A 25,008-nucleotide genomic window follows, 5' to 3' on the forward strand; every position below is an offset into this window, starting at 1 on the left:
CCCCCATCCCTCAAGCCTCAGGTCTCAGGCCTCTTCGCGCGTTTTCACCCAAATCGCACACCGCCCCAAACCACGCTCCGGCCAAGAGAGAAAAGGTGTCAGGATGGAATGGCACTAACCTAAGCTGATTTTCTGCGTAATTCCAGCTCTTTTCGAAATACGGCGCGAGGTTTCGTCATCAGCTTGTGAGACTTCGGCCGCCGCTTGACGACGCGAGGCTCGATTCGATTCGGGCGTAACGGGTTAACGACGAGTGCCGGAAGCGTGGCAGCGGCCGGCGCGGCGGCCAGCCAGCGCAGGGCATCGACAAAGCTGATGCGATCCATCGCGACGTTCTGCCGGCGGGCGGCCTCCAGCATGACCATGCGTACCAGATTGTAGACCAGTGCAAACATCCATAGTTCCTTCATCACGCCGGCCACGCTCTTGCAGTGCAGCTTCTCCATGCGCATTGTGGTCTTGAGGTGACCGAAACTGGTTTCCACCGCCCATCGCGCTTGGTACAATTCCGCGAGATCCTCGGCCGTCTAAGTCTCCGCGTTCAGCAGTGTGGTGACCAGGGTGATTTCGCCGGGACGATAGCCCGGCGCCTCGATGCGGTAACGCAGCTCGCGGACCGTGACCGTATCCGGCATCGAGAAGCTCGAACCATCGATCAGAATCGTGCGATGGCCCATCCACAATCCGGTGTGGGCCGCGGCCTGCTGCATGCGAGCGCCAATTCTGGATACGAGCGTCTTGATGACCTCCAGCGGCAGTCGAGATCGCGCCTGGCAGTAGGCAGCGGCGCTGAACGCCTCGCTTGCCAGATGCCGCAAGTGGCTGCATGCCGTATTGCCATGGAGAATCTGCAGAATGAACAAGTGAATCGTCGTGACCGGATCCAGCACCCGGTCGCGCCAGTGGTGTCCGACCTCTCGGCAGATCGACTCGACAAATGCGGCGGACAAGTACGTCGCCAGATCGTCCTTGATCTGACGCAACGCGCGCGTGATACTGACCATCCGTGGCCTCCTTTTGATGACGGTGTGTCTTGACAACAACATCATCCCAGGAGGCCACGCTCCGCGCCAGCGCGCGTAAGTGCGCCGTGTAAAAGAACTTACGGCATCAAGATCGCAAACTTAATGCCATTCCTTACGGGCTCCATTGTCATGGGCACGTCGGATTACCTGCGGGTCGCTCGCCCGACGATGGGCCATTTCGCAACAATGCCTGAAACGGACGGTCCGAAGGCCTGAAAATCGCCGGTCCCTTGACCGACAGCCTCTGGTTCCGTACGACATAGGATAAGACTTACCGCTTTGCGGCCCTCCCGACGCGCCGGGCCGGCGAAGCCTTGCCCGCCTCGCAAGCGCAACAGAGGCTGCGTCATGGATGAGCCGGCAGGACATGGATAAGCCGATCGTCAGCGTCGTCATACCGACTTATAACCGGGCGGGCTACCTGCGCGAGGCGCTGGATTCCGTCGCTGCGCAGACGTTTCAGGACTTCGAAGTCGTTGTAGTGGATGACGGCTCGGATGAGGATATCGCGTCGTCCGTCAGCGGACATGCCGCCCGTCCTCGCCTGATTCGCCAGGCGCGCCAGGGCCCGGCGGCGGCGAGAAATCGGGGTATTTTCGAGTCGCGGGGCGAATTCATCGCATTTCTGGATAGCGACGATCACTGGCTACCGAACAAATTGGCGGTTTTCGTGACGGCCCTTCAAGAGGCCAAGAATGTCAATGTTTTCTACGGCCCGATGATCCCGGTCGATGACGCGGGGAGGACGGTCAGCGGCCGGACAAAGCCGCGGTACGAGGGCTGGATCACGCAGCGACTCTTTGAGAGTTGCTTCGTTGATGTGCCCAGCGTCGTTTGTCGGAAATCCGTGCTCGTTGACGCCGGTTGCTTCGATGCTTCATTGCCGGTTTGCGAAGATTACGACCTCTGGCTCCGGATCAGTGTGGCAGAGCCATTCGGCCTCATCAGCGAACCTCTTGCCAAGCGAAGATTGCACGATAATCGGCTTAGCAAGCAATTAATGAGTCGCAACCTTGGTGTGAAGGCCCGCGTGCTCGAAAGGTTCTACGAACAGCATCGCGATGGTCGCCTATTGGATCAGCGTTCGGCCGCCGCTCGCCTCTCCCGGGTTTACTTTCAGGCCGGGCGGGCGGCATTTCATGACGGGGCCTATCAGCAAGCCGTCGAGTATTGCAGAGCCAGCCGGGCGCACGGCAGATCGCCATTTCGAACGATTCTGTTTTCGGCCGCCGCCGCCACGATGGCCATGTTGTCGGGCGACCGAAAGAAAGTCGCCGCAGGGGCAGCAAAGGTCTGACGGCCCGGAAAATGCCCTCACTTTGCCATTACGCTGAACTATGATGCATTGATGGATCAAGACGACCAGATCTGCTATTGCTACCACGTGTCCCTTAGAAAACTGGTGGCGTTTGCCCGGCGCGAGAAGCCACAACGGGCTTCGCAGATGTCTAATTGTCTGGGGGCCGGAACGGGCTGTGGATGGTGCATCCCCGTCTTGATGCGGATTCAGCAGCAGGCACTCGCCTCGGATGCAGATTCCGTCGGCGAAGACGCGCCGGCACTCCCGGAATCGGCCGGGGATTATGCCTCAGCGAGGCGCGAGTACCTGCGATCGCCCACGAAGAATACCTTCGAGGGTTGACGTATTCCCGGCAACTCAGTTCGTCGCCGTAAGACTTGCAATCGACGCCCGATTGCCGGTACTCTTTACACCATCGTCCCGAGCAGAATCCTCCGCGCACAGTTGCGCACAGCCAATGGAGAACTCGGGACCATGTACACTCATCAAACTTCAGCAGGCTTTCTCTTCGCCATTCTCATGGTGGCCCTCTTCGGCGCGCCGGCCACCGCTTTCATCACCGCCGGTCAGATTGATGATTTCGAGGACGGCACCGTCATGGGCTGGGGCGGCGGAGATAATCCGACCAACTTCGCAAGCGGCGGTCCGGCAGGCGTCGACGATCATTTCCTGCGGATCGTCGCCAATCAACCAGTCGGCCCGGGCAGTCGTTTGGCCATGACGAACGACCTTCAATGGTCGGGCAACTACATCGCCCAAGGCGTGACGGCCATCGGCCTGGATATTCGCAATACCAGTCCTGTGCCTGTCCAACTTCGAGTGCTGTCTCTTTTCGGCCCGGGCGGCGACTTCACGTCCGCGACGCCGGTCATGGTTGCGAATGACGGCCAGTGGCGCCACATTGTGCTGAGCATCCTTTCGGCAGACATGTTGCCGGTCGGCAGCGCACCTATTGGTGGGTTTAATTACGCTGCGACATTCAGCGCCTTGCCGCGTCTGATGCTGCGACACGATCCCGATCCACCGAGCCCATCAGGGTCAGGCGACCCGATCAACGGCGTGCTGGATTTCGACAACATCACTGCGATTGTCCCTTGCCCATGTGAAGGCGATGTTGATTCCGACACGACACCGAATGGACAGGATATTCAGGTCTTCACCGAAATGTTTCTTGGCTCGATAACCGCAACGAACTGCGCCGATCTCGCCGCCCCGATCGGCGGGCCCCTGGACGCGTCAGACCTGGCTGCGTTCGTGGATCGCCTTCTTGACGGAAACTGCTCCTAGTCGGTAGCGCGTCGAAAATCCCCGGTTGCTGTAATCCGAAGGAGATCTCCGGGGGATAAAGGGCCAGCGCCGATGCCTGATAACTTCTGGGATTGTCGTCTCGGACCTTGCAATCTACCGCCGAATGGGGGTATACTAAGTAGCGAATAGGAGAAGGTCCGCTGCATCCCTAAGCGATGCGCGTGGGAAGGGAGATTCTAGGGGAAATGAGCCACACTAATCGATTCCAAATTACACTCTTCGCGGCCTTATTTGCGGTCAGCGCCGTGACGTCGCTCGCGCAGGCGTCCATTGTCGTCGGTCAGATTGACGACTTCGAGGACGGCACGGTGATGAACTGGGGCGGCGGCGCGAATCCTGTCAACATCGCGACCGGCGGCCCTGCCGGTGCGAATGACAACTATGTGCAGATAACGGCTGATCGACCGTCGGGCCCCGCGAGCCGACTGGCGATGTTTAACGATTTGCAATGGAGCGGCGATTACATCACTGCCGGAGTCACCGCCATCGAGATGGACGTTCTTAACTCAAGCGGTCAGGACGTTCATATGCGACTGCTGAGCCTTTTCGGCGGCGGTGGTGACTACACCTCGCTCAACGCGACCATCGTTCCGGACGACGGCCAGTGGCACCACATCGTCCTCAGCGTGCTGCCGGGCGACCTCGTTTCCGTCGGCGGCTTCGATTACAACGCGACGTTCAGCGCGTTGCCGCGGTTGATGCTGCGACACGATGCCGATCCAGCCGCGGGCGCCGGTCAGGGCGACGCGATCATGGGCGTGCTCGGCTTCGACAACATCACGGCGACCCCCGAGCCGGCAACGCTTGGCCTGCTCGCGTTGGGCGGCTTGCTGTTCGTTCGACGGCGACGGTAGAACCGATTTTTCTCACTCAATTTTAGAGTTCGTCGCTTCTCATATTATCGCTGCGCACAGACCGTGGCGCGGTCAGATGTGCGCTATTTCACAAACATCTGTGCGAAGTACTTTGCCGTCAGCGGCTCTCCGGTCGCCCGTTTGGTCAGTTCGTTCCACGAATAGAGATTGCCCGGACCGAAGATCTCTTTCTTGAGAAACGCCCCCGCCTCCTTGCGGCCGTAGTAGCATGTCTTGAGCGGATCACTTTCGCCGCACACTTTGCGGGCGATCGTGTTATGCACCTGGCAGGCGAAGAGGTCGCCTAACCCGCATATTTCATCAGTGATCTTCGAATGGTGATGGACGGAGTTTTTCGGCTTTGTGCGTGAGCGGAGGGATGAAGGTGGAGGTTGGAGCGCGCAGGGCCCCCTTACCCCCAAGCGGTGATCAGGTTGTTTTTCGGGTCATGATGGGGCGGGCGGGATCAGGCGGAGTCGTGGAACCAGGGATCGCCACAGGTCCTGCAGGGGGCAGCTGCTCGACAGTCGCAGTACGACGCGGCGCACGGAGACGACCACCCGCGCGGCGACCTTGAAGAGTTTCAGGCGAATGGTGTTCACCTGGGCCTCGGCCAGTTCGGTGCCGGCCAGGGCCGTGCGGCGCAGCGTTTCCACCAGGACGTAGGCCGCCGAGGACAACAGCAGCCGGAACTGATTGGCCAGGAAGGCGTGGCAACTGGTGCGATCGGCGAAGAGCCCGAGCTGCTGCTCCTTGATGCGGTTCTCCATGTCGCCGCGGGCCGTGTACAGACCGTCGTAGATATCGTTCGGCGTGCGGTCGGTCAGGTTGGTCACCACGAATCGAACGTTGGGCCCCTGAACCAGCCGCTCGGCCTTGACGATCACGCGGCGCGGGCGATCCCAGGTCTGCGCCGCGTACTCGATCTCGTGGAAGTTCCGCACCTTCTGCTGCGTGGTGGCGAACTGGGCCTCGGCCGCCTGCATGAAGGACTCGGCCGCTTTCTCCAGGACGGTGTTGCGGGCCAGGCCCAGCACGTACTTGACGCCGTGCCGGTCGCACCATTTCATCATTCGCCGGCGGCAGAAGCCGGAATCCCCGCGGACGATGATCCGCACCCCGGGCCACGCCTGTCGCAAGCGCTGCACCAGCAGCTTCAGGATGGGCCAGGCGTGATGGGCCCCGTCGATGTTGCTGGGCCGCAGGTAGGAGACCAGCAGCCGCGAGCCGCAGAACACATACAGCGGTAGGAAGCAGTGGTGGTCGTAATAGCCGTGGAAGAAGCGGCCTTCCTGGTTGCCGTGGATCGGATCGTCGGTCGCGTCGAAGTCGAGGATCAATTCCTCCGGCGGCGATTCATAGGACGCGATGAACTGCTCCACCAGCACACGCGACATTCGTGCCAGGTCGCCGCGCGTGACGCGGTTCTCCAGCCGGCACAAGGTCGGACTGCTGGCCAGCGGCTCATCCGCGCTCGGCGGCCGCCCGGTCAGGACCGCCAGCACGGGATCGCTCCGCAGGGCTTGATGGTCGTTGAGATCTTCGTAGCCCATCGCAATGGCAAAGATGCGCTGGGCCAGCATGACCCGCTGGTCATGTTGAATTCGGGCCGGATCACGCGGGTCGTTGATGACCCCGGCCAGTTGATCGACCAGGCCCAGACGCCGCTCGACCTCCCGAAGCAGCAGACCCCCGGCGTCTGAGGTGAGCGTTCCGCCTGTGAAATCGGCCACGATTTTCTTGCGGCCGAGACTGGAAAAGAACATCGGTTTGCTGTTACAGTCTGTCACGAAAAAGCCTCCCTGCCTATGGACCGGAATGTTCTTACGAAACCCCAGTCTACAGGGCTTCGAGGCTTTTTCTATTCCTATTCAACGCCGACCTGATGAAATATTCGGGCTAAGACGTAGCTGTGGTAATAGACGGGGGCTGCCACGACATGAATCTTGGCGGCATATGCCGGCAGGCTCACGTCATCCGGCGGCGGAAGCATCTGATACCTGGCCTTCAGATCCCACCAAAGCTTGCCGAGATTCTGATCGGGATTCTCATACATGGCCTTCTCGAAGCGCACGATGACCTGCCCCCAGCGAGAAAAGATGAGCTTCTCTGCCCTAAGCTGGGCCCGGGCGGAGGCGATTACATCGGCCGCCTTGGCCGGATCGATCTTGCGCACCTTGGTGAGCCACTCTTCGTTCTTGCACATCGCCCCGAGCATCATCGCAAAGCCTTCCGTGGTGATGCTGTGTGACGCCTCGTGAAGGACAAAGGGCACGGACTTGTCAATGTACTTGTCATACACCGCGTGGCCCAATTCGTGCAGCAGCGTGTCCATCCAATAAGCGTTGGGCTTCAGATTGCAGAGCGTTCGAACGTCACCCTCGCGGTCGAGGTCCGTCGAAAAGGCGTGCGGGCTCTTGCCGGGCTTCTCGTACAGGTCGCTGCGGGCGATGATGTCCGAGACTTCGAGGCCGATGCTTTCGTAGTAAGCTTTCGTCAGGGCCAGTAGGTCCTGGTCTGCAAACACATCGTCGAGATTCACCTTTTGAATGTCAGGGGCGTCCTGGAAGAATAGGTCGCCGAAGCACCAGGGACGCAGCTTACCCGTCTCGACCCCGAAGCGCTTGGCCATTGCGGCGTCAATTTGCCCCTTCAAGGCGGCGAAAGGGCCGGCGGTCAGTTCGTCCAGTTCGTCGAAAAGATTGATGAGCTGGTCCCCGTCAATCTCCCCGACCGTCATCTGCATGACCCAGAAATTCTTGAAACCGAGGCTGCGTGCAAGCTCGTTTCGTAGGCCCACCAGTTCCGTGAGCTTCTTTTCGACCTTTCCGCCGACGGCCATATAGCCCATCCAGGCCTTCTTGGCCTCAGACATGTCTTTGGTTTCGGAAAGGATCTTGCGGACGTCGTTTTCCGAGAGCTGCTTGCCATTCACGTCGCTACGGTGAGTGTTGAAGAGTTGCTCGACCTCGTTCTTAATGGCGACGATGCGCTTTTGAAGGGCGGTATCCGCCTGACCGGGAAGATAGGTTCGGTACATCACGTCCAGAACCCTCGCCGATACTGCGTCCTTCACGAGGCCGTCAGCCTTGAGCGACTTGAGCTGGGCAAAGGTCGCCTTGTCGCTGTGAAGCTCGACCAGCGCGTTCTCCGCATCCGTTTTCTCCTTGTAAGCCTCGTCTGAACCGGTGGTGTTTGCGACCCACCATGCCGTGGATGCCCGGCGAAAAAGCGGCCGGAATTTCACGACGTATGCATCATGAATCTTGAGGAATTCCTCCTCGGCAGCGTTTCCCGCCGCCGGCAAAGCGGGGCTCCCCGCCTGAAGGGAAGCGACTCCGACGAACACAAGGCCGATGGAAAATGCCAATCGCGTATGCATCTGAAGACTCCTGAAATGGACGGGATAAAACGAGTTTCCAGAGGCGAAGGATACCGCAAAACAGCGGTGATCGCCAAATTTCGCATCCGTCGATTCGGCGTACTCATTCGCGAATTCGGGCCGGCATTTCGGAGCCCGGGTCGCCGGCAGAAGGCGTGGGGCCGTTCACTGACAAAGCACGGGTTGATTCGCCGCGAATCAGGATTGACGTGGACCATCGGACCGGCGCGCGTTAGAATATGTCGTGTATCCGCCAGAGCGACTCAGTTCGAAATCGCCTCTCCGTGCGATCAAGTCTCCGTGCTCGGGCGAAACGAATGCATGGGGTGGCGCGTTGCGTCCGCCCGAAATCCGGCGAGATGGAGGTGATTGGCCATGATTAATCTTAAGGGTAAAGTCAGTCTCGTCACCGGAGCTTCGCGTGGTATCGGAAAGGCCATTGCCATGGCCCTGGCCGAGGCCGGTTCTGATGTTGCGCTGAATTATCACACACATCGCGAGCCCGCCGAAGAGGTGGCCGCGGAGATTCACAAACTCGGCCGCAAAGCGGTTGTATACCAGGCGGACGTCTCCCATCACGAGGAGAACGACGCGATGGTCGCCCAGATCAAGAAGGACTTCGATCACGTGCACATCGTTGTCAACAACGCGGGGATCACGCGCGACAAATCCTTCGTGAAGATGGATCGAGAAATGTGGCACGAAGTCCTGGACGTCAACCTGACGGGGCCGGCCATGATTATCCACCGACTTGCCGGACCGATGATCGAGGCCGGCTGGGGCCGTATCATCAACATCACCAGCATCGTCGGCCAGATCGGTAACTTCGGTCAGGCGAACTACGCCGCGGCCAAGGGCGGATTGATCTCACTGACCAAGACGCTGGCCCGCGAATTTGCGCGTAAGGGAGTCACGGTTAACGCCGTAGCGCCCGGCTTTATCGAGACGGATATGACGGCCCTGGTGCCGGAAGCGAACCTTGACATTGTGCGTCAGATGACGCCCATGGCCCGTCTCGGCAAGCCTGAAGAAGTGGCGGCCGCGGTGGCCTTTCTGGCATCCGAGGAAGCATCCTTCATCACGGGTGAGGTGCTCGGCGTCAACGGCGGAATGTACATGTGAGGTCGATGCCGAGGCGAGGGTCAACATGGCGCCCTCGGCGACGACTCGTGCGCAACGTGACCAAGCTGCCCCCTTCTTTGCTGATTTCCGCCTACTTGCAGGGCGTCTTCCCGATGGGCGTCGACGGCGAGCTGCATTGGTTCTCGCCTGATCCTCGGGCTATCGTGCCACTCGACGCGTTTCACGTCTCCAAGACACTTGCCCAGACGATTCGGCGGCAGCCGTTCGAGATCAGGATCGACGGCGCATTTCGGGAGGTCGTCCTGGCCTGCGCGGATCGGCCGGAGGGGACATGGATCACCGCCGAGATCGTGAAGGCCTATACGGAGTTAAACCGGCTGGGGTTTGCTCACAGCGTGGAGGCCTGGCACAACGATTCACTCGTCGGCGGACTGTACGGCGTCTCAATCGGCGGGGCCTTCTTCGGCGAGAGCATGTTTCACCGCCGGCGCGATGCGAGCAAGGTGGCGCTTGCCCATCTTGTCGAATGCCTGCGCTCGCGCGGGTTCGCGCTCTTGGACATTCAATTCATGACCGCGCATCTCAAGAGATTTGGAGCCGTCGAGATACCACGAGATGACTATTTGAAGCTGCTCCGCAAGGCCGTCGCAGCACCGGTTTCATTCGTTTAGCGAGTCACCCGTCGATTGTACGAGGGCCCATCGCGTCGATGAGCCGTCGACATGTCCCAACGTCGTGGACGCGAACCATGTCTGCGCCGGTCAATCCGCAGGCCAGGACGACCGCCGCTGTGCCGGCGTCTCGCAATTCCATGCGATCGTCGCCCATCAACTCACTGATGAATCGCTTGCGCGAGACTCCAACGAGAAGCGGCCAAGGCCCGGCCAGCCTTGATAATGAACTGAGCAGCGACAAGTTGTGCTCAGTGGTCTTGCCAAAGCCGATTCCCGGGTCGATCAACATGTTGGAACAATCGACGCCGGCGCGAGCAAGCCGATCGGCGGTCTCCGAGAAAAATGCGGCGACCTCTGCAACGATATCGGTGTAATGTGGAGACCGCTGCATCGTCGCCGGAGTTCCCTGCATGTGCATGACAACAAATGGCACACCGGACCGCCTCAGCAGATCCGGCATCTGCGGATCGTGCCGAATGCCGGACACGTCGTTGAGCATGTCGGCCCCGACATCAAGCGCCGCGGCGGCGACGGACGCCGAGCGCGTGTCAATGGAGATTGGCTGACGAACGCCGGCCGTTCGAAGACCCTTGATAACCCCGACGACCCGGTCGATCTGAACCTCGTCATCCTCTCCCTCCGAGCCGGGCCTTGTGGATTCGGCGCCGATATCGAGGATGTCGGCGCCCTCGGAAAGCAGCCTGCGGCCGTGCATGATCGCGGCCTCGGTTTCGAGAAACTCTCCGCCGTCGCTGAAGCTGTCCGGCGTCACGTTCAGGATACCCATGACGAGACACCGCCCGCCGAATTCGAGGGGGCCGTGTCGCGTGTTGAGTATCCGCCGCGTAAGATTCATGGATGCTGATTGCTCCTGACCTTGATGATATGCAGCCCTCGCCGGAGAGGATAGAGGGCGAAGATGCGACGCCGGCGCGCCGTTGGCAATGGCTCTGCTGTCCGCTCATCATCGCTGCGATTGCGCTGGCCTTTGGATGGCCGACTCGCCACGGCGCGTTTCTCAGCGGCGACGACCAGCGATTGGTCACGGAGCATTTTCTCGTCAATCATCCGTCGCTTGCTCATGCCGGCGAGTTGTTTACGACTTTTCACGGCGACCTGTATCAACCACTCCCGATGGTGACGCTTCAGTTGGACTATGCACGCGCCGAGCCGACACCGACGGAGCGGTTCCCGGTCAGCGCTCGCCCGTTTCACGTGACGAACATCGCTCTTCATGCGCTCAACGCGGTCCTGGCCTATCTGTTGGCCACGCGCCTTGCGCAGTGCCGACGCGTGGGGCTTCTTGTCGGGCTCATGTTCGCCTGCCACCCGTTTGCGGTGGAGCCTGTTGCCTGGGTCAGCGGTCGGATGATCCTGCTAGCGACGACATTTTCGCTGGCGACGTTGTGCCTTTGCATCGGTCCGGCGAAATCGCGATTGGGAACCGACGCAGCAGCGATCCTGACGTGGATCGCCGCGATTCTCTCGAAAGTCGTGCCGACGGTGCCGATCGCAGCCGCGTGGTGCGATTATGTACAAGGCGGCCGATTATCTCGAAGAAAGATCGCGATCTATGTGGTGTTAATTCTGTTGGCAATCGGCGGAAGCTACCTCGCTTTGCAGGCCACCGAGGAAGCGGGCTTCCTCGAAGGAATGCAGGCCCAAGACGTAGCACCGATGCCGATACGCTTGCTTCTCGCGACACGGTACTACCTGGAAAACTACATCTGGCCGAGTCGGCTGGCCGCATGGTCGCCGCCGCCGGCTGACATGACGATCGGCTCACCGCCACCGCTGACGGCGATCGTCGAAATCGCCCTGCTCGTGACGCTGGCCTGGGTCGCAAGAAAACGTTTGCCCGCTGCGTATGTCGGGATCGTGCTATTTGGCATCTTGCTGACTCCCCTGCTTGCAGCGAGCGCGGCGAGGAACTTTCTTTCCGCTGACCGGTACATGTATCTGCCGATCATCGGCTTGCACCTGGCCGTGGCGGCGACGGCTGTTACTGCGCTGGATGAACTCTCGCAGCGATTTACGCGGGGCCGCGCCGACCTTCTGGTCGGGTTACCGCTCGTTCTTGTGCTGGCGGCGTGGATGTCGTATTCGTGGCTGCTCACATCAACTTGGAGAAGCTCGGTGAGCCGCGACAGCCGCGTCGTTCACGTGTACCCCGATTCCGAGCTTGCTTATGCGGAGTTGGCAAAGGCCTTCAACTTCGAGGGCGATCCGGACGGGGCAGTTCGTGTGGTAGAGACGGCTCGAAAACTCTGGCCGGAGAGCGGACCACTGGCTGCGGCGGCGGGAAATGCCTATCGGCTCAAGGGCGAATACGAAAAGGCACGGGAGGAACTCGAAATCGCCGTCAAACGCATGCCCGAACATGTGCTGACGCGATACCGGCTTGGGCAGGTGCTTGAAGAATCCGACGCATTGCCCGAGGCCCATGAGACGTTTCGCACCATCGTCACGAGGCATCCCGATTATTTTCCTGCGCACGTTGCATTGGCGCGATTATACAAATCGCAAGGTGAAGACTCATTGGCTCTCGTCGAGTGGGAGAAGGCATTGAAGCTAAACCCGATCGATCGGGAGGCGATGTTTGAGGTGTCCGCGATCTTCATTGGCAACGGGCAGCTTGAGGCCGCGAAGGGCGTACTCGAACGGCTTTTGCGAGTGTATCCGTCCGATGTGCCGGCGAAGATGAACCATGCCGCGACACTGGCACAACTGGGTGAAGCCGAACGAGCTTTGAAAGCGTACGATGCCCTGATTGCTGACCGGCCGCGCAGTATTAATCTGTTGATGAACCGAGCGGCATTGTTAAACTCGCTTGATCGCGGTGCGGAGGCTGAACGCGACTATCTGGCTGTGCTTAACCGGCGACCTCGTTACCTTTCGGCCATGACCGGACTCAGCCTTGCCCTTCAACGTCAGAAAAAGTACCTGGAAATGGTCGACTTCTGGCGTATGCAGTCAGGAATCACCTCTTGGATCCTCGGACAGGATGACCAAGTCAGGGCATGGCTGACTTGGTCGCACGCGATACGTGGAGATTCGTCCCATACAACGATGATGGCGGGACTCGTCTCACGGGATAGTCCTTGTTTCGAACTTGTCAGGTGGGCATATATCCTTGTGGAAATAGAAGATGTTGGGTTTGACAACCTCATGACAATTCTCGGGTCGTCGGATGCTGCGCTAAGCCGTTCGCAGCCCCGGAGCGACGAAAGCCGGGCGGTCATGCTGGCGGTCGGTGATCTGCCGAGAGACGTCAAGGCATCCACGGTGGGAGTATACCTTCTGACGCGGGCGGCGCTATTCGCGGGAAAGCTTGAGATCGCTCGAACGGCTGCCGAGCAACTCGCGTCCTCGCCCGAAGACGAGAAATGGAGAAGAGCGGGGACAGATGTCTTGAACTACCTCAGCAACATGTCCAAACCGGATGCTACTTCCCAATCAGCGCCGCGTTGAGCAGATTCACGCGATCCTGTACATCGCCGCGGTCGCCGAAACCAATCTCGATCGTCAGCGTCTCGCCGCCGCTCACGTCCACATCGACGAGTCTGAGGGCCTCATTTTTCCTGACGTGTTCCAGCTCCACAAGTAGCCGACCATCAATCAAGATGCGGACATCGGCATCGCCAAGCGGGCCGGCGGTGTCATCCAAGGCAACGGCCGCGCGAAATTGTCGAAACCGTTTGTCGAGTGCGTAGGAAATTCGGCACGCCGAGTGCAGACCAATTCCCCGGGCGTATGTCTCGCCCGCGACGCACAACGGACCGCCGACGACATTGCGATCTCGCTCGAAGCCCCAGCGAATGTCAAAGTAAGGCGTGGTCTTGTACTCCGCGGGCTCCATCATGCTGAGCCAGGTTCGCCGCCCGCCGATTGGCTCGATCGAAACCAACTGATCGATGGGAGCGGACATTTTCCGGTCCAACACAGTCTTGATTGATAAGGAACCACTCTCAATCCGAAATGCCGTCCCCACCAGCGATGTCCCGTCGGTTAGCGTGACGATCCACTGAAGGCCCGAGCCTGGCCGACGAGTGAGAGCGGCCAGTTGCAGGCCCGCGATGTCGGCCCAGCGAAACTCCCGATCTCTCTTGCCGTCAAAAAAAGTGACGCCGGAACTCGCGCAGCCTGCAACGGCTCCACGGAGGAAGTCGCCGTTTGTCAATTGAAGCAGGTCCTCTTCGCCGGCCATGGGTTCGGTAGTCACGGCTGCTGCGACCCGCTGGACGCGGGATATCTCCGTAAGCGCAATCTCCAACTCGCCCAATATGGCGTGCTTCAGTTGTAGCTGCTTTGAGTTGCCTCCGACGATCTTTCCAAACAGGCGATCTCCGGCATGCAGCGACACCGCCCAGGCACCGACGGCCTTCGAAGCGGGCGGATTATCGAACCGTACAACATCGACGTCTTCCCAGGCGACCTTCGAATCGGTCCCGTCCTTGCCATGGCACAACAGTGAGTCCGGCGCAGCGATGGAAGCGACATCGGCCTGGTAGACTGTTCCATTGATGGACTGTACCACGGCGGCCAGCTTGGTCTGTCCAACCGATCCCGTAGCCAATAGGAGTGATAGAAGGTACGTCGTCATCATCATGTTGATTGCACCGTGAAGGCCTCACTTCTGGAAGATCGGCAGCGTCTGCTTGGGTATTTGAAGGATGATGAGCGCCATGGCGGTTCCGTATTCGCTGCCGGTCTGTCCGTGCCAGTAGCCTTCATCGGTTTGCTTCTCAATGAGCTCATCGCGAATGGCTGGCCACCACCTTTTCCAGGTCTTGCCGCCGGCGAGATACATCGCCTGGGCAGCGTAGTAGTGACCGTAGAAGTAGTGCGTTTGCTCCTGCGCTTTTCCGGGCGTGAACTTCTCCAGATAAGCCAATCCGGTGCGGATGGATTCGTCATCGTAGATGCCGGCGTAAAAAAGCGCCGCAACCCCCGCTGCCGATCGGGCGAACATCGAGCCTGCCGAATCTAGCATGTAACGAAAGCCGCCGTCGGGGTTCTGGCTGTCCTGAACATATTTGATGGCGCGGTCGATCGTGCTCTTTGGCACGGCGATGCCGGCATTGCGCGCCGAGCGCAGGGCCATGATCTGGCAGATGGTGACGGAAAGATCGGCATCGGCCTTGACCGGGTGGTATCGCCAGCCGCCTTGATCATTCTGCGTTCGCACGATGAGAGAGACCGCCTTTTGAAGCTTCTCGCGCAGGTCGGGGCGGTTGGACATACCGTAGACCTCTCCGAGGAAAAGCGTGGCGAAGCCGTGACCGTACATCGGCCCATAGGAAGTCTCGGCAGCAACGAGGCCGGACTGCTCAGAAGCGGAGTCGAGAATGAATTTGAGTCCCGCATCGATGTTCCCGGCGTATCGACCGCGGCCGGGGACGCTGCCCTCACTCATGAAGGCCAGGCACGCCAGCGCCGTGATGCCAACGTGACGACCGTACTGCGAATCCGACCCGAAAGAGCCATCCTTCTCCTGTCGACGGGCAAGCCATTCCAACCCGCGATGGATGGACTCCTGCATCTGCGACGAGGAAGCGCCGTCGTCGGAAATGCGCGTCATCTGCCGCGTCGGCGCAGGCGAATCCGCTGACTGAGCGGCCACCGGCGCAGAGATAAGTATCAGGAGCGTCAACGCGCCTACGCCCATCCGCACGGTGCGGGACGACTTATCTGATTGAAACTCGTCAGTCATTTTCATGCGCCATCCGCGCCTGCTCGGCGAGCGTGCGATAATACTGCTTTATCTCTTCCCGGTATTTCTCCATGAATTGCTCGTCGAAGCCCTGGGCGATCTCTTCGCGATCACGCTGCGGAAGGAAGCCCCATCCCCGCGTCAACTCTCCCTGAACCGAGCGGCCCTGCTTTTTTTTGTCGGCATCCGGACCCTGTGCTGGCTTGCCGCCCTCACCCTCCCCTGTCGGGTGCGGCGCTGCTGAGCCTGAGGCGCGGCGCGACGAGGATTGACGCTGTCCGGACCGCTCTTCGCGCCGGCGCTTCGACTTATTCCCACCGCGCGACGCTGCGCGACTCTTTCGCGCCTCTTCTATCAGCTTGTCAAGACCAGCGATCACCTCTTGCTGAGCCTCCTGAGTTCTTGCTCCGGCATCGTGTTGTCGAGTGAGTAAATCGGTCGCCCGATCGAGCTTTGCGAGGGTCTGGTCTACCGTGTCAACCGAGGTGGACTGCCCACCCAAAAGCCGTCGCACCAGTTCCGGGTCCACGACGTCCGACGGACGAGTCGTCGGTAGCGTCGGACCAGGCTGCGGGGCTGTAGTGGACTGCTGATCAGCCCGAAGCGGTGCAATCAGAAAAACAAGCATGAGGGTAGCGGCTGTCATTTGCTCTCGGCCTCCTTCTCGGCATCGGCGATCATTTGCGCGGCGAGCCCCCGAATCTCCGATTGCGCCGCCCCGAGCAATTCGATCTGCCGAACTTGCGGCTCCGCTCGCCGGTCAGCTTCCGGTAGTTCCTTTGCCAAAGTGGCTGTACGCTCCTTTACATCAGCCTGCATGGCGCGCAGGACTTTCAACTCCGCGAGCTTCGGCACCGGCTTGCTTGCGGTCGGTTGGCCTGCCGCGCCGCCGCCGGCGTCGACAGAATCCTGGACAAACGTAGGATCGTTCGCCCGTTCATTTTCATCAACGGAATCGATCAGCCAACCCAGATCGCGGATGATCCGGTCTTCCTCGAGCAAGGATGCATGTACCTGGTGACCCGACAAGAGCGATGCCGCTTTTTCGACACGCCCGACGACTCCTGTCAGGACATGCGAATAGACTACGTTCTCCCCGAGCTTCTCAACCAGAGGCCGAATCGGCTCAGCAAGCTCAAGCTGGAGCTTTCCAAGTCGGGCGAGCCTGAACATGTCGGGCCGGGCCAGATCGCCGTCGGTGTTCGCGCGCGCGGCGATGTCGGAGGTCTCGGCGCGGATCGCCTGCTCTTTGGCGCGAACTTCACGCAACGCTTCGATCATCGCATCCAGGGATCGCTGGCCAATCTCCTCATCCACGCGATTCTCAATGCGCAGCAGTTCATCCTTCGCCGCCTCAAGCGCATCCTTGGCGGCCAGTTGATGCACGCCCGCCTCCTCGCCGGACAGCGATTCCAGGCGAAGTGAGGCCGCGCCCATTTCCCTTTTACCTCGCCGGACGTGCTCGCCCACCGATCGGGCATCCGGCTGCTCGGCCTTGAGCAGATTCTGCAAGCTGCCGGCTGTAGTCTGCAGGCTGTACTGCCGATCCGCGAGCGCCTCATACTCCTCGGTCGGATCGGCCTCCTCGGCCGCGGCTCGGGTCCGATCGATCAGGGCTTGTTGACTTGCGATGATTCGATCGAGCCGGGCGAGGATATTCTTCAAGTCTCGCGAAAGTTCCGCGAGCTCGCGGTCCGGCTTTGAATCGAGCGCGGAAAGCATGGCTCGAAGCCCAGCCGCGGCATTTCGCTGGTGCTCAACAGCTCTGGCGAATTGGCCGGCCTGTCCCGCGCCGACGGCCTCGTCCATTCGTTCGAGCACACCCTCCTGACTTGCCACGACCAAGGCAGCCCGCACCGATTCTGCGGCGAGGCGATCAGCGGTCTCCTTTTTCTGAGCAAAGGCGTCCATCGCGACAAGAAGATCAGCCGCGTCGGATCGCAATAGCGATTGAGAAAGCGCGGCCCCGACACGCCGCTGCTCCTCATCAGTCTCTGCCGACTCACCCGATTCAGCGGATGGAGCGGCGCTTGACGCGAATTCCCGTTCGAGCGACTCCTGGCGATCGAGTACGTCACGCAACTGCCGGACGAGGTCGTCGTACTGATTCCATCGCTCCATCTCCGAGAGAACGGAACGGAGCGATTCGACGAAGTCCTGCTGGGCGGCGGAAGCAGCACGAAGCCCCGCGAGTTGCGCTGAGGTCCCTGAAGACTCCGCCGCCTTAAAAGCGGCCTCCTGCGCCTGTCGCGCGGAAGGAAGAGACTCTCTCATCAATCTGCCGGCCAGGCGACGGGCCTGCTGAGCCGTACTCGACTGGCTTTCGCTGTTGCGCAGTGCTTCCTGATAGATAAGAGCCAGCGTTTCCGCAGATGCCTGGGAGGCTGCGCCGAGTCGGTCCAGGTCGGATGCCAACTGTCGCGCATCGGCCTTTTGAGAGTCCGAGAGCGGTACATCGGCCGCGGGCCCAACCTCCAGCGCCGCGGTACGCTTCATGGAGCCCTGAGTGCTGGTCATGAGTCTGCGAAGCTGTTCGCGAACGCTCAGTAGATCGAGCCGAAGCTTCTCGCCGATCCGGGCCGACGATACGACACGAATGCGTCCAACCGGGGATCGGACAGGATCGTGCATCCGTCCGTCGTGGAGATATGCATCGCGAGCCTCGGCGTAATACTCGATGGTGTCGTCGATGGTCGCGCTCAGCGCTCTAAGCGACAGGTCATGCTCCGCTGTCAGCTCACGCGGCTGAGCGATCTGTCCGGACGCATCGCCAATGAGCTCGGCAACGAGGGTGGGCGGGGCATTGTTCCTGGAAGCAAACAAGGTTAGCGACTGCAGGCCAACATCGTCGGACGCCTTGATGCGCATCGCGATGACGGCGTCGGCGGTGACCTCGATGACGCTTTCCGGTTGCACAATCGAGACCAACGGGGACTCGTCCGGCCTGACGATCAATTGATACATCTCACCACCGCGGGATCGCAGCCCGTTGCGGTCAATGAGTGAAACGTCGAATCGCAGCGGTTCCCGCGCCTCAAATTCAACTCGGAGTCGCCCGTCGGCGGATTGAACCAACGGCCATTCGCTCGATTCGCCCGCGTCATTAAGAGTACGAATCGTTGACTCAGCATCGGTCGCCGGTTGCTTGCTGGGACGAACCGTGATTGCAACCAGACTGCCCTCAAGAACCTCTGCCACGCGGTCGTCCAGTGAGTCGCGAAGAGCAGGCAGATGGCGGGCATAATCGGGCGGCGAGGCGTCCATGGTGATCGACTCAATCTCGGGTCGCTGGACGACGCGAATCAGGCTTGCGTGCTCAGAGGTATCGTCGTCGCCGGCGACGAAGTAGTATCGAACCGGCAGGCGCAGGTTATCCAAGGCCAGTCGATAGATGCCGTCCGGATCGCGCCGCATGAGCGTGCGCTGCTTTTTTTCATTGCCAAGTGCCCAGTGGAGATAGGCTCGCACATTCGGTTTGTCTCCCCGGGTAAGGCGCATCTGGGCTGTGAACGATTCGCCAACCGCGACGACGGCATCCGCGGTCAAGGGCTCGATTTGCCGGCTTCGCGGCCACTCGTCGCCTCCCAAGGGGTGAAACACCCGCGCGACGCCGATAGCGGCCGCGCCGGGGTCAATCCAGACGAAAGCCGCAACTGGAAGGATACTCGCCGCCAGCGCAGCGGAAGTCCGAATGAGTCCACGATGACTCAGAAGCCGGCTTCGCTGAAGCAGCTCCGCCGCCCCGCCGACTTGTTCGAAGACGCGCCGCCACAGTTCCGCTGAGCCGTCCCCTGCCCCGCGAAGATACGAGACGGCGCTGGCCAACTCATCGCGCATTCCAGCGGGCAATCCTTTCAGCCCGAGAGCGAGTTGATCGAGCGGAATCGGCTGGAGCAATGGCCGGGCAATCTTCCGGCATGCCCATACGGCCGCGATCCCGGCGCCCAGCAACAGGATGCACAGCCGGACGAAATCGGGAAACCGCACGAGCCAGTCCAGAATTGCGATGAGCAAACCGATCGCAATGGTCGCAGTCAGCAGACGGCCCATCGCATCTACGGAGAGAAAAACTCGCAGACGCAGACGCAGACCCTTGATCGCCCGAAGGGTCTGTGCCGCCGATTTTGGAGCATCAGCAATGTCCGGCTCCCGTCTCATGCGACCCCCTTCCATCGGCGTATGGCCCATTCGGAGGTCAACATGATCATCAGGAGCGCGAACATTAATCGAGAATCCCAGATCGGCTCCTCAATGTCGTCCGCAATCTGAACACTTCGGTCGGGAATGATATCGGCCAGGTCCAGGTAGCCGTCGCTGAGTCGACGAAATACTCCGCCGGTCCCGGCGGCGATGCGTTGCAGATACTCGTGATTAGCCTCTCGACGGGACATCTCGGGGTTCAGTCGCTCGACGACAATGGAGCGACTCAGCACGCTCGGTTGAAAAGTGTGACCCGGAACACTCATCGTGAGGAACAGGCTGCCCTCCGAGGTTGGCACGAATCGGCCTTCCCATACTCGATCGGATCCTTCGACGGGCCGAAGCTGCACGCGAGCCTCCGGCGCTCCATGGGCGTCCTTAACCCACACTTCCAGATCCGCTCCCTGGGCCGACGGGCCGGACTCAGTGCACGCCAGAGAAATCCTCACTTCCTGACCCAACTCGTAACGTCGACGATCCGTTTGGAGCTGCCAGGGCGTCGCGGTACCGAGCTTTCGACCACGGGCAAGCGTGTGAATGATCTGCAGCCAGATACTCTCGTAGTAGGTATCTCCGGAGTACTGTCGCCATCGCCATAGTTCGTCCGTGCCAAGGAAGAAGGTCCTCCCCGCCCCGTATCGACCCAAGACGGCCAATGGCAAGGGACCTGCCTGCGTTGATGCAGTCGGGTGAACAGCGAGAACCGTGGCGCCGAACTGCGCGCGGGCGACCTTGGCAAACCAGTAGAAGCCCGGCATGCCTCGGAACGTCTGTTCGTTCGCTTCGGCCTCACGCTCCAGGCGAAAGATCGGATTCGCTCGACCGTCCGTCGTCAGTTCCGGCAGATAGTCCGCGGTCAACGTGCTTGAACTGGTTGACGATCGCCCCCGTTCAATCACGACCGGCAGGATCTTCTCCAAGGGCGTGCGCTCCAACGCGGCGGGCATAAAATGCTCCCCTGCGAGGAACGCTATGCCCGCTCCCTGCACGGAGACATAGTCCGCCAGCATCGTTAATTGTGCCGGCGCAATCCAATTCGCCCGCAGATCAACGTCCCCGAGGATAATCACGTCGTATTGCCCAAGCTTCTCGATGCTGTCCGGAAAACGCCGAATCGGCCGGGTCCCCTCCGGCGGGAAGCCCGGCGATGCATCGAGGAGAAGGCAACTGCTCTCGATATTCTGTTCGCGAAGGATCAGATTCTTGAGATACCGGTACTCGAACCGCGGCTGTTTTTCGACATAAAGAACACCGATCTTCTCGTCGTGGGCATTGATGCCGGTTCGTGCCTCGTTGTTTTCGATGATCTCCTCATCCGGCAGCGGAACCACTCGAACGACCAGGCCTCTACGACCCTTTACGCCCGGCGCGAACTGCAGTTCACCCGCAAACTCGGCCTCGCCCACGGGAAGATGCTGCGTCTGCGAAACGAGAAGTTCACCATCTCCCTCATCGCGAAGTTCAATCATTAATTCCACGGGCTGCGTGACTGCCTTCGCCGAGCCTTCGTAATGAACGGAGACGGTATCTCGCAGGAAAACTTCTTCCGGGGCCCAAAGTGAAGTGATCGCCAGATCGCGTCGAGGTTCGGGCGAGCCGGCGGCAAGGACGTGGATCGGAAGGGAATTAGAACGGGCCAGCGAAATGATCGGTTCGAGGTCGTCCTGCTCAGTCTGCGAACCGTCGCTGATGAGAATGAGGCCTGCGCCGCGGCGTCCCTGAGATTCGTGAAGCACCTGCCGGACGGCTCGCGGTATATTCGTTTGATCCTGCTCGGGCGAGATACCGTCCAGCATTTCGGCGACTTTTGACATTTCCGGTTCTTCAATCCCGAGACCAAGTGAGGTAGCGGATCGTCCAAAGCCCCAGAGGCCCAGTTGATGTCGTTGGACGAGCCTTTGCATAAGCCCACCCTCTGACGCGAGCGCTTCCACCGCTGCGGTCCACCGGTTAACGCCATCGACGTGGCCGACCTGCGATCTAAGCCGGTCCGAGTTCGACATGCTTGCGGAATCATCGATGAGGATGCCCACAAAGCTGGGCTCGGTGCGTACCCGGCTCAATACGAGAAGCGGCTGCCCGCAGACGAAAAGGACACTCATGATGATGCCAAATCGCAGTAGTCCCAGGAGCCATCGTAGATGAACGGGCAGCTCATAGCGACGATAAGACATCGCTACAACAACCGAGGTAATCAGCGCACCGAAAAGCATGATCCACGGCGCAGGAGGCGTTCCGAAGCGAAACGAAATCGGCGCGGAGTCGTCGAACCTGATTTGATCGAGACCCAGCAACCAGTGAATTACTTCGTTCATCGCACGCCGCCAAGTACCGTTCCGACAATGGTCTCAACGACGACCACTGCAAGCAGACAGATCATCATGATTTGGGCGAATTCTTTTGGCGGCGCGGCCCGGCGGATCGCCGACGTAATACCGGCTTCCGTCACGATTTCGACGTTGGCGCCGAGAGCTCGCCGAACCTGCTCGATCGAGGCCCGTGACAAGTCGCTGTCACCCGTATCGCTGTTCACGGCCGCCAATCGACGCAGTACACCCGCACCAGCGCTGTAGAAGCCGGACTCGTCCACTTTCTCAACGGTCAAGATTGCGAAGCCCTCGTCGGCAAGCAATCCGGATTGATGCGTGTGGCTGCCCGGCGTGACAACCGGAAACTGCTCGCCCGCCGACTCCATGGGAAAAGTCCAGATGACGTTTCTCCCAATCATCGTGTTCACTTCTCGGGATGCACCCGACGCCGCGAGGTGGGCGAGATTGAGCATCAGCGGCACAAAATCCGGTTTCCCGGGGAGGTTTGTCCATGACATATCGATGCTGGTGAGCCAGCATAGTACCACACCTCGGCCGACACGCTGCTGTACCAGCGCCGGCGCACCATCGGAAAAAGCAATCAGCGTCTGCAAACCGGGTTTGCCCGCTATTTGCGCCTCCCGGTACGCAGTGACGTTAGCGCGCTGAAGACCCCCCACCGGGTTGTCGCCAAAATCTCGCAGCGCGAAATTGTGAGGATCGGCCAGTTGATATCCCAGAGCCTGGGCGGGATTGGCCGCTCTCACGACGGCGCCCGGCTGCACGGGCAGCCATGAGGCATCGCCATCGCGATGAACCGAGTAACCCTCCGGCGCCGCCCTCTCGGCCAGGACAACGATTAATCCACCGCCGGCCACCACGAATTGCTGAAATCTCCGGCCCGTCTCGACGCTGATGCGTGGCAGGTCACCGAGAATCACAACCTCGTAATTCGACAGCACCTCCGACGCGAGGCCGTGCGAAGAGCATGTACGAATCCAAACCCGATCTCGATCGTCGACCGAATCGGAACCACCCAAGGCCGCCCGGACATAGAACAACGGCTCCGCCTCTGCATTGGAAGTCGGGACATCCTGCACGCACAGAACGCGCATCTCATTGACGACATCCACCGCGAGAAAGCGAACATCATCCTCGGGCAGGCCATCGTCGGCATTCTCTATTCTTGCGACGATCCTGTGCGGTCCGGGTACACTCAGCGTCAGCTCAAACTCCTCCACCACAGTCTGCCAGGGTCCGATCTGCTCGAGCTGAAGTTTTCTCGTTGTGACGCCATCCAGCCCGATCGAAACCGTCAGGGAATTGACGACCTCATCAGACTCGTTGGCGAGCTCCAGGGAATAGGTGGCAGGACGCTTTGAGCCAATGACCTGGCTGATCCGATTAAGCCTCTTAATCGAGAGATTTCGCCGAGCTTTCGGCCCGACATCCAGGATGATCAGCCGATCGACGGACTCGCTGACCTTCGCGATCGAAGCCGATGATGCGGCCTCCGCCAGACCCCCGTGCGCGAACGCGCCGGCGGTCATGTCGGTAATCACGTAACAATTTCGCGATCCTGACGCATCGTCTCCCGTATCGAGATTTGCAGCGGCGCTCTCCAACGCGCCGCCTAAGTCGTTCATCCTGAGGGAGCATTGCAGCGCATCCAGGGCCGACCGCACCGCCTGATGATCGCGCGTGCAGCGCTGAATCACGCTTCTCGCGGGAGCGGACGCCAGGACCAAGCCGATCGCATCCCGCGCATCCGACGAATCGACGATTTGTCGCGCCACTCCCAATCCAGCCTCAAACGAAGAGGCCCCGTCGTCTCGTCGGGCCCGCATGGAAAGACTGTCGTCCAGCACAATGACTTTGGACTCGGCGGCATGACCGAGCGCCCCGATGACGGATGACGAGGCGAGAAAGGGCCGGCTCAGCGCCAGACCCACCAGGAGAACTGTGAGGATCCGAAGGGCCAATAGCAGCCATTGCTCGATTCGCAGCCGACGGCGAGTGACGGTCTGAGCCGCGGCCAGAAACTGCATGGCAGCCCAGGGCTCGGTGCGATAGGCGCGGCGACTGAGAAGGTGGATCAGGAGCGGGACTCCAGCCAGTCCCGCGGCCGTAATCATCAATCCTGTGTGAACAAACGACACACTCGCTCCCATTCTACGCGGCAATCGCTTGCGCGCTTACCGCCATTCACCGTCAACGCGCCTTGGCACAGCGCACTATCGCCGAACCCGTGAGGCCCTCGCCGCGAGGTATGTTCCCAGTGCACCACCGACGGGATTACTCGTATCGAACGCGGCATAGTCCGCCTGCTGGTCGTGACATCGCCGGCGCAGCTCCGTCATGAATGAGCGCAAAGCGGTCAGGTACGCTTCGCGCATGACTCGAGGCTCGACTCGCATGATGTCCTTCTCCTCGAGGCCGACCAGACGTGTCGGTGTCTTGAAAGGGAAAGTCATCTCTGCGCGATCGAGCACCTGCATGACAAGCGGCTCGTGTCGGCGGTAACGCATGTGCTTGAGGCCGGCCGCAATCTCCTCCATCGGTCCCAGGAAGTCGCTGATGATCACAATGAGATGCCGCTCATGCGTGCTCTCAGCCAATTCATCCAGCGCATGGCGAAACGAAGTTCGACCGACGGTCGTAGCCGCCGCCAGCTCGTGAACGATGGACTTCCACTTGGCCGGATTGTTTGACCCGCGACTGGTCCGGTGAGTCTTGGAATCAAACGTCGCCAGAGACACCGAGTCCGCTTGTCGCAAGGCAAGGTACGAGATGGAAGCCGCGAGCGTTGTCGCGTAATCGAACTTCGACCAGGCAGAGTCCGCCGAACGGTAGCCCATGGATTCCGAGCAGTCGACGGCCAGTAGGAGCTGAAGATTCGACTCCATCTCGTACTCTTTAATGTAATGTTTGTCGGTCCGGCCGTAGACCTTCCAGTCGAGGAATCGCAGATCGTCCCCCTGGGCATATTTTCGATGTTCGGCGAACTCAACCGAAAAGCCGTGGGAAGGAGAACGATGCATCCCGCTCAGAAATCCGCGGACAAGCAATCTCGCACGCAGATCAAGCCCACCGATTCGGGCCAATACCTGCGGATCGAGATACCTTCGAAAGCTCTCGGTCGACTGTACCACGCGGCGAG

18 protein-coding genes and 1 pseudogene are annotated in these 25,008 nt (G+C 60.3%); 7 read left to right on the top strand and 12 right to left on the bottom strand.

All coding sequences use genetic code 11. From position 1 onward, the window contains the following. Window positions 1–119: 119 nt before the first annotated feature. A pseudogene (locus HS101_15565) lies at window positions 120–1,046 on the bottom strand (transposase). A gap of 346 nt (window positions 1,047–1,392) precedes the next feature. Between HS101_15565 and HS101_15570 the strand changes: the two are divergent. The 4 genes from HS101_15570 to HS101_15585 all read left to right on the top strand — a co-directional run bounded on the left by HS101_15570 (window position 1,393) and on the right by HS101_15585 (window position 4,487). Then, the gene (locus HS101_15570; protein ID MBE7507684.1) at window positions 1,393–2,322 is read left to right on the top strand and encodes a glycosyltransferase; all 930 of its coding nucleotides are present in this window, start codon (window positions 1,393–1,395) and stop codon (window positions 2,320–2,322) included. 51 nt (window positions 2,323–2,373) lie between these two features. Then, window positions 2,374–2,667, top strand: a complete 294-nt coding sequence (locus HS101_15575) for a (2Fe-2S)-binding protein (GenBank protein ID MBE7507685.1) — start codon at window positions 2,374–2,376, stop codon at window positions 2,665–2,667. 132 nt (window positions 2,668–2,799) lie between these two features. Then, on the top strand, window positions 2,800–3,612 hold the full coding sequence (locus tag HS101_15580; GenBank protein ID MBE7507686.1) for a hypothetical protein: 813 nt from the start codon (window positions 2,800–2,802) through the stop codon (window positions 3,610–3,612). Between the two features lie 206 nt (window positions 3,613–3,818). Continuing rightward, window positions 3,819–4,487, top strand: coding sequence for a PEP-CTERM sorting domain-containing protein (locus HS101_15585; protein ID MBE7507687.1), 669 nt, complete (start codon window positions 3,819–3,821; stop codon window positions 4,485–4,487). Between the two features lie 83 nt (window positions 4,488–4,570). On the opposite strand, the gene HS101_15590 is transcribed toward HS101_15585, so the two are convergent. The 3 genes from HS101_15590 to HS101_15600 form a co-directional block, all read right to left on the bottom strand. Continuing rightward, window positions 4,571–4,747 (bottom strand): hypothetical protein, encoded by a 177-nt coding sequence (locus HS101_15590; protein ID MBE7507688.1) that lies wholly within the window; start codon window positions 4,745–4,747, stop codon window positions 4,571–4,573. A gap of 186 nt (window positions 4,748–4,933) precedes the next feature. Beyond that, entirely contained in the window at window positions 4,934–6,253 is a 1,320-nt protein-coding gene (locus HS101_15595) for an IS1380 family transposase (GenBank protein ID MBE7507689.1), read from the bottom strand. Window positions 6,254–6,354: 101 nt separating this feature from the next. Then, complete coding sequence (locus tag HS101_15600) at window positions 6,355–7,869, bottom strand: M2 family metallopeptidase (protein ID MBE7507690.1); 1,515 nt, start codon at window positions 7,867–7,869, stop codon at window positions 6,355–6,357. Between the two features lie 375 nt (window positions 7,870–8,244). On the opposite strand from HS101_15600, the gene fabG reads away from it, so the two are divergent. Both fabG and HS101_15610 read left to right on the top strand, forming a co-directional pair. Continuing rightward, on the top strand, window positions 8,245–8,991 hold the full coding sequence (gene fabG, locus HS101_15605; GenBank protein MBE7507691.1) for a 3-oxoacyl-[acyl-carrier-protein] reductase: 747 nt from the start codon (window positions 8,245–8,247) through the stop codon (window positions 8,989–8,991). A 5-nt stretch (window positions 8,992–8,996) separates the two neighbouring features. Then, window positions 8,997–9,623 (top strand): leucyl/phenylalanyl-tRNA--protein transferase, encoded by a 627-nt coding sequence (locus tag HS101_15610; GenBank protein ID MBE7507692.1) that lies wholly within the window; start codon window positions 8,997–8,999, stop codon window positions 9,621–9,623. Between the two features lie 4 nt (window positions 9,624–9,627). Here HS101_15610 and folP read toward each other — a convergent pair whose 3' ends face one another. Further along, window positions 9,628–10,482: a dihydropteroate synthase gene (gene folP, locus HS101_15615; protein MBE7507693.1), complete on the bottom strand. Its 855-nt coding sequence runs from the start codon at window positions 10,480–10,482 to the stop codon at window positions 9,628–9,630. Window positions 10,483–10,484: 2 nt separating this feature from the next. Between folP and HS101_15620 the strand changes: the two genes are divergently transcribed. Further along, the gene (locus tag HS101_15620) at window positions 10,485–13,097 is read left to right on the top strand and encodes a tetratricopeptide repeat protein (protein ID MBE7507694.1); all 2,613 of its coding nucleotides are present in this window, start codon (window positions 10,485–10,487) and stop codon (window positions 13,095–13,097) included. On the opposite strand, the gene HS101_15625 is transcribed toward HS101_15620, so the two are convergent. The 7 genes from HS101_15625 to HS101_15655 form a co-directional block, all read right to left on the bottom strand. Continuing rightward, window positions 13,072–14,235, bottom strand: a complete 1,164-nt coding sequence (locus HS101_15625; protein MBE7507695.1) for an NPCBM/NEW2 domain-containing protein — start codon at window positions 14,233–14,235, stop codon at window positions 13,072–13,074. The two genes, HS101_15620 and HS101_15625, sit on opposite strands and share 26 nt — an antisense overlap. Window positions 14,236–14,256: 21 nt before the next feature. Beyond that, window positions 14,257–15,345 (bottom strand): terpene cyclase/mutase family protein, encoded by a 1,089-nt coding sequence (locus HS101_15630; GenBank protein MBE7507696.1) that lies wholly within the window; start codon window positions 15,343–15,345, stop codon window positions 14,257–14,259. Continuing rightward, window positions 15,332–15,985 (bottom strand): hypothetical protein, encoded by a 654-nt coding sequence (locus HS101_15635; protein MBE7507697.1) that lies wholly within the window; start codon window positions 15,983–15,985, stop codon window positions 15,332–15,334. Before HS101_15635 ends, HS101_15630 begins: the two co-directional genes overlap by 14 nt. Further along, entirely contained in the window at window positions 15,982–19,497 is a 3,516-nt protein-coding gene (locus HS101_15640) for a hypothetical protein (GenBank protein ID MBE7507698.1), read from the bottom strand. Before HS101_15640 ends, HS101_15635 begins: the two co-directional genes overlap by 4 nt. Beyond that, window positions 19,494–21,854 carry a hypothetical protein gene (locus HS101_15645; GenBank protein MBE7507699.1) on the bottom strand — a complete coding sequence of 787 codons (2,361 nt, stop codon included), beginning with the start codon at window positions 21,852–21,854 and terminating at the stop codon, window positions 19,494–19,496. Before HS101_15645 ends, HS101_15640 begins: the two co-directional genes overlap by 4 nt. Further along, window positions 21,851–23,983 (bottom strand): VWA domain-containing protein, encoded by a 2,133-nt coding sequence (locus HS101_15650; protein MBE7507700.1) that lies wholly within the window; start codon window positions 23,981–23,983, stop codon window positions 21,851–21,853. Before HS101_15650 ends, HS101_15645 begins: the two co-directional genes overlap by 4 nt. 99 nt (window positions 23,984–24,082) lie before the next feature. Then, entirely contained in the window at window positions 24,083–25,000 is a 918-nt protein-coding gene (locus tag HS101_15655; GenBank protein MBE7507701.1) for a DUF58 domain-containing protein, read from the bottom strand. Window positions 25,001–25,008 lie beyond the last annotated feature (8 nt).

The organism is Planctomycetia bacterium (genome assembly GCA_015075745.1).
GTDB lineage: Bacteria > Planctomycetota > Phycisphaerae > UBA1845 > UTPLA1 > UTPLA1.

Excerpts from the sequence above, each read along its gene's own strand:
- HS101_15570 (MBE7507684.1), top strand. The coding sequence starts at position 1,393 with ATGGATAAGCCGATCGTCAGCGTCGTCATACCGACTTATAACCGGGCG.
- HS101_15575 (MBE7507685.1), top strand. The coding sequence starts at position 2,374 with ATGGATCAAGACGACCAGATCTGCTATTGCTACCACGTGTCCCTTAGA.
- HS101_15580 (MBE7507686.1), top strand. The coding sequence starts at position 2,800 with ATGTACACTCATCAAACTTCAGCAGGCTTTCTCTTCGCCATTCTCATG.
- HS101_15585 (MBE7507687.1), top strand. The coding sequence starts at position 3,819 with ATGAGCCACACTAATCGATTCCAAATTACACTCTTCGCGGCCTTATTT.
- HS101_15595 (MBE7507689.1), bottom strand. The coding sequence starts at position 6,253 with ATGTTCTTTTCCAGTCTCGGCCGCAAGAAAATCGTGGCCGATTTCACA.
- HS101_15600 (MBE7507690.1), bottom strand. The coding sequence starts at position 7,869 with ATGCATACGCGATTGGCATTTTCCATCGGCCTTGTGTTCGTCGGAGTC.
- fabG (MBE7507691.1), top strand. The coding sequence starts at position 8,245 with ATGATTAATCTTAAGGGTAAAGTCAGTCTCGTCACCGGAGCTTCGCGT.
- HS101_15610 (MBE7507692.1), top strand. The coding sequence starts at position 8,997 with ATGCCGAGGCGAGGGTCAACATGGCGCCCTCGGCGACGACTCGTGCGC.
- folP (MBE7507693.1), bottom strand. The coding sequence starts at position 10,482 with ATGAATCTTACGCGGCGGATACTCAACACGCGACACGGCCCCCTCGAA.
- HS101_15620 (MBE7507694.1), top strand. The coding sequence starts at position 10,485 with ATGCTGATTGCTCCTGACCTTGATGATATGCAGCCCTCGCCGGAGAGG.
- HS101_15625 (MBE7507695.1), bottom strand. The coding sequence starts at position 14,235 with ATGATGATGACGACGTACCTTCTATCACTCCTATTGGCTACGGGATCG.
- HS101_15630 (MBE7507696.1), bottom strand. The coding sequence starts at position 15,345 with ATGAAAATGACTGACGAGTTTCAATCAGATAAGTCGTCCCGCACCGTG.
- HS101_15635 (MBE7507697.1), bottom strand. The coding sequence starts at position 15,985 with ATGACAGCCGCTACCCTCATGCTTGTTTTTCTGATTGCACCGCTTCGG.
- HS101_15640 (MBE7507698.1), bottom strand. The coding sequence starts at position 19,497 with ATGAGACGGGAGCCGGACATTGCTGATGCTCCAAAATCGGCGGCACAG.
- HS101_15645 (MBE7507699.1), bottom strand. The coding sequence starts at position 21,854 with ATGAACGAAGTAATTCACTGGTTGCTGGGTCTCGATCAAATCAGGTTC.
- HS101_15650 (MBE7507700.1), bottom strand. The coding sequence starts at position 23,983 with ATGATTACGGCCGCGGGACTGGCTGGAGTCCCGCTCCTGATCCACCTT.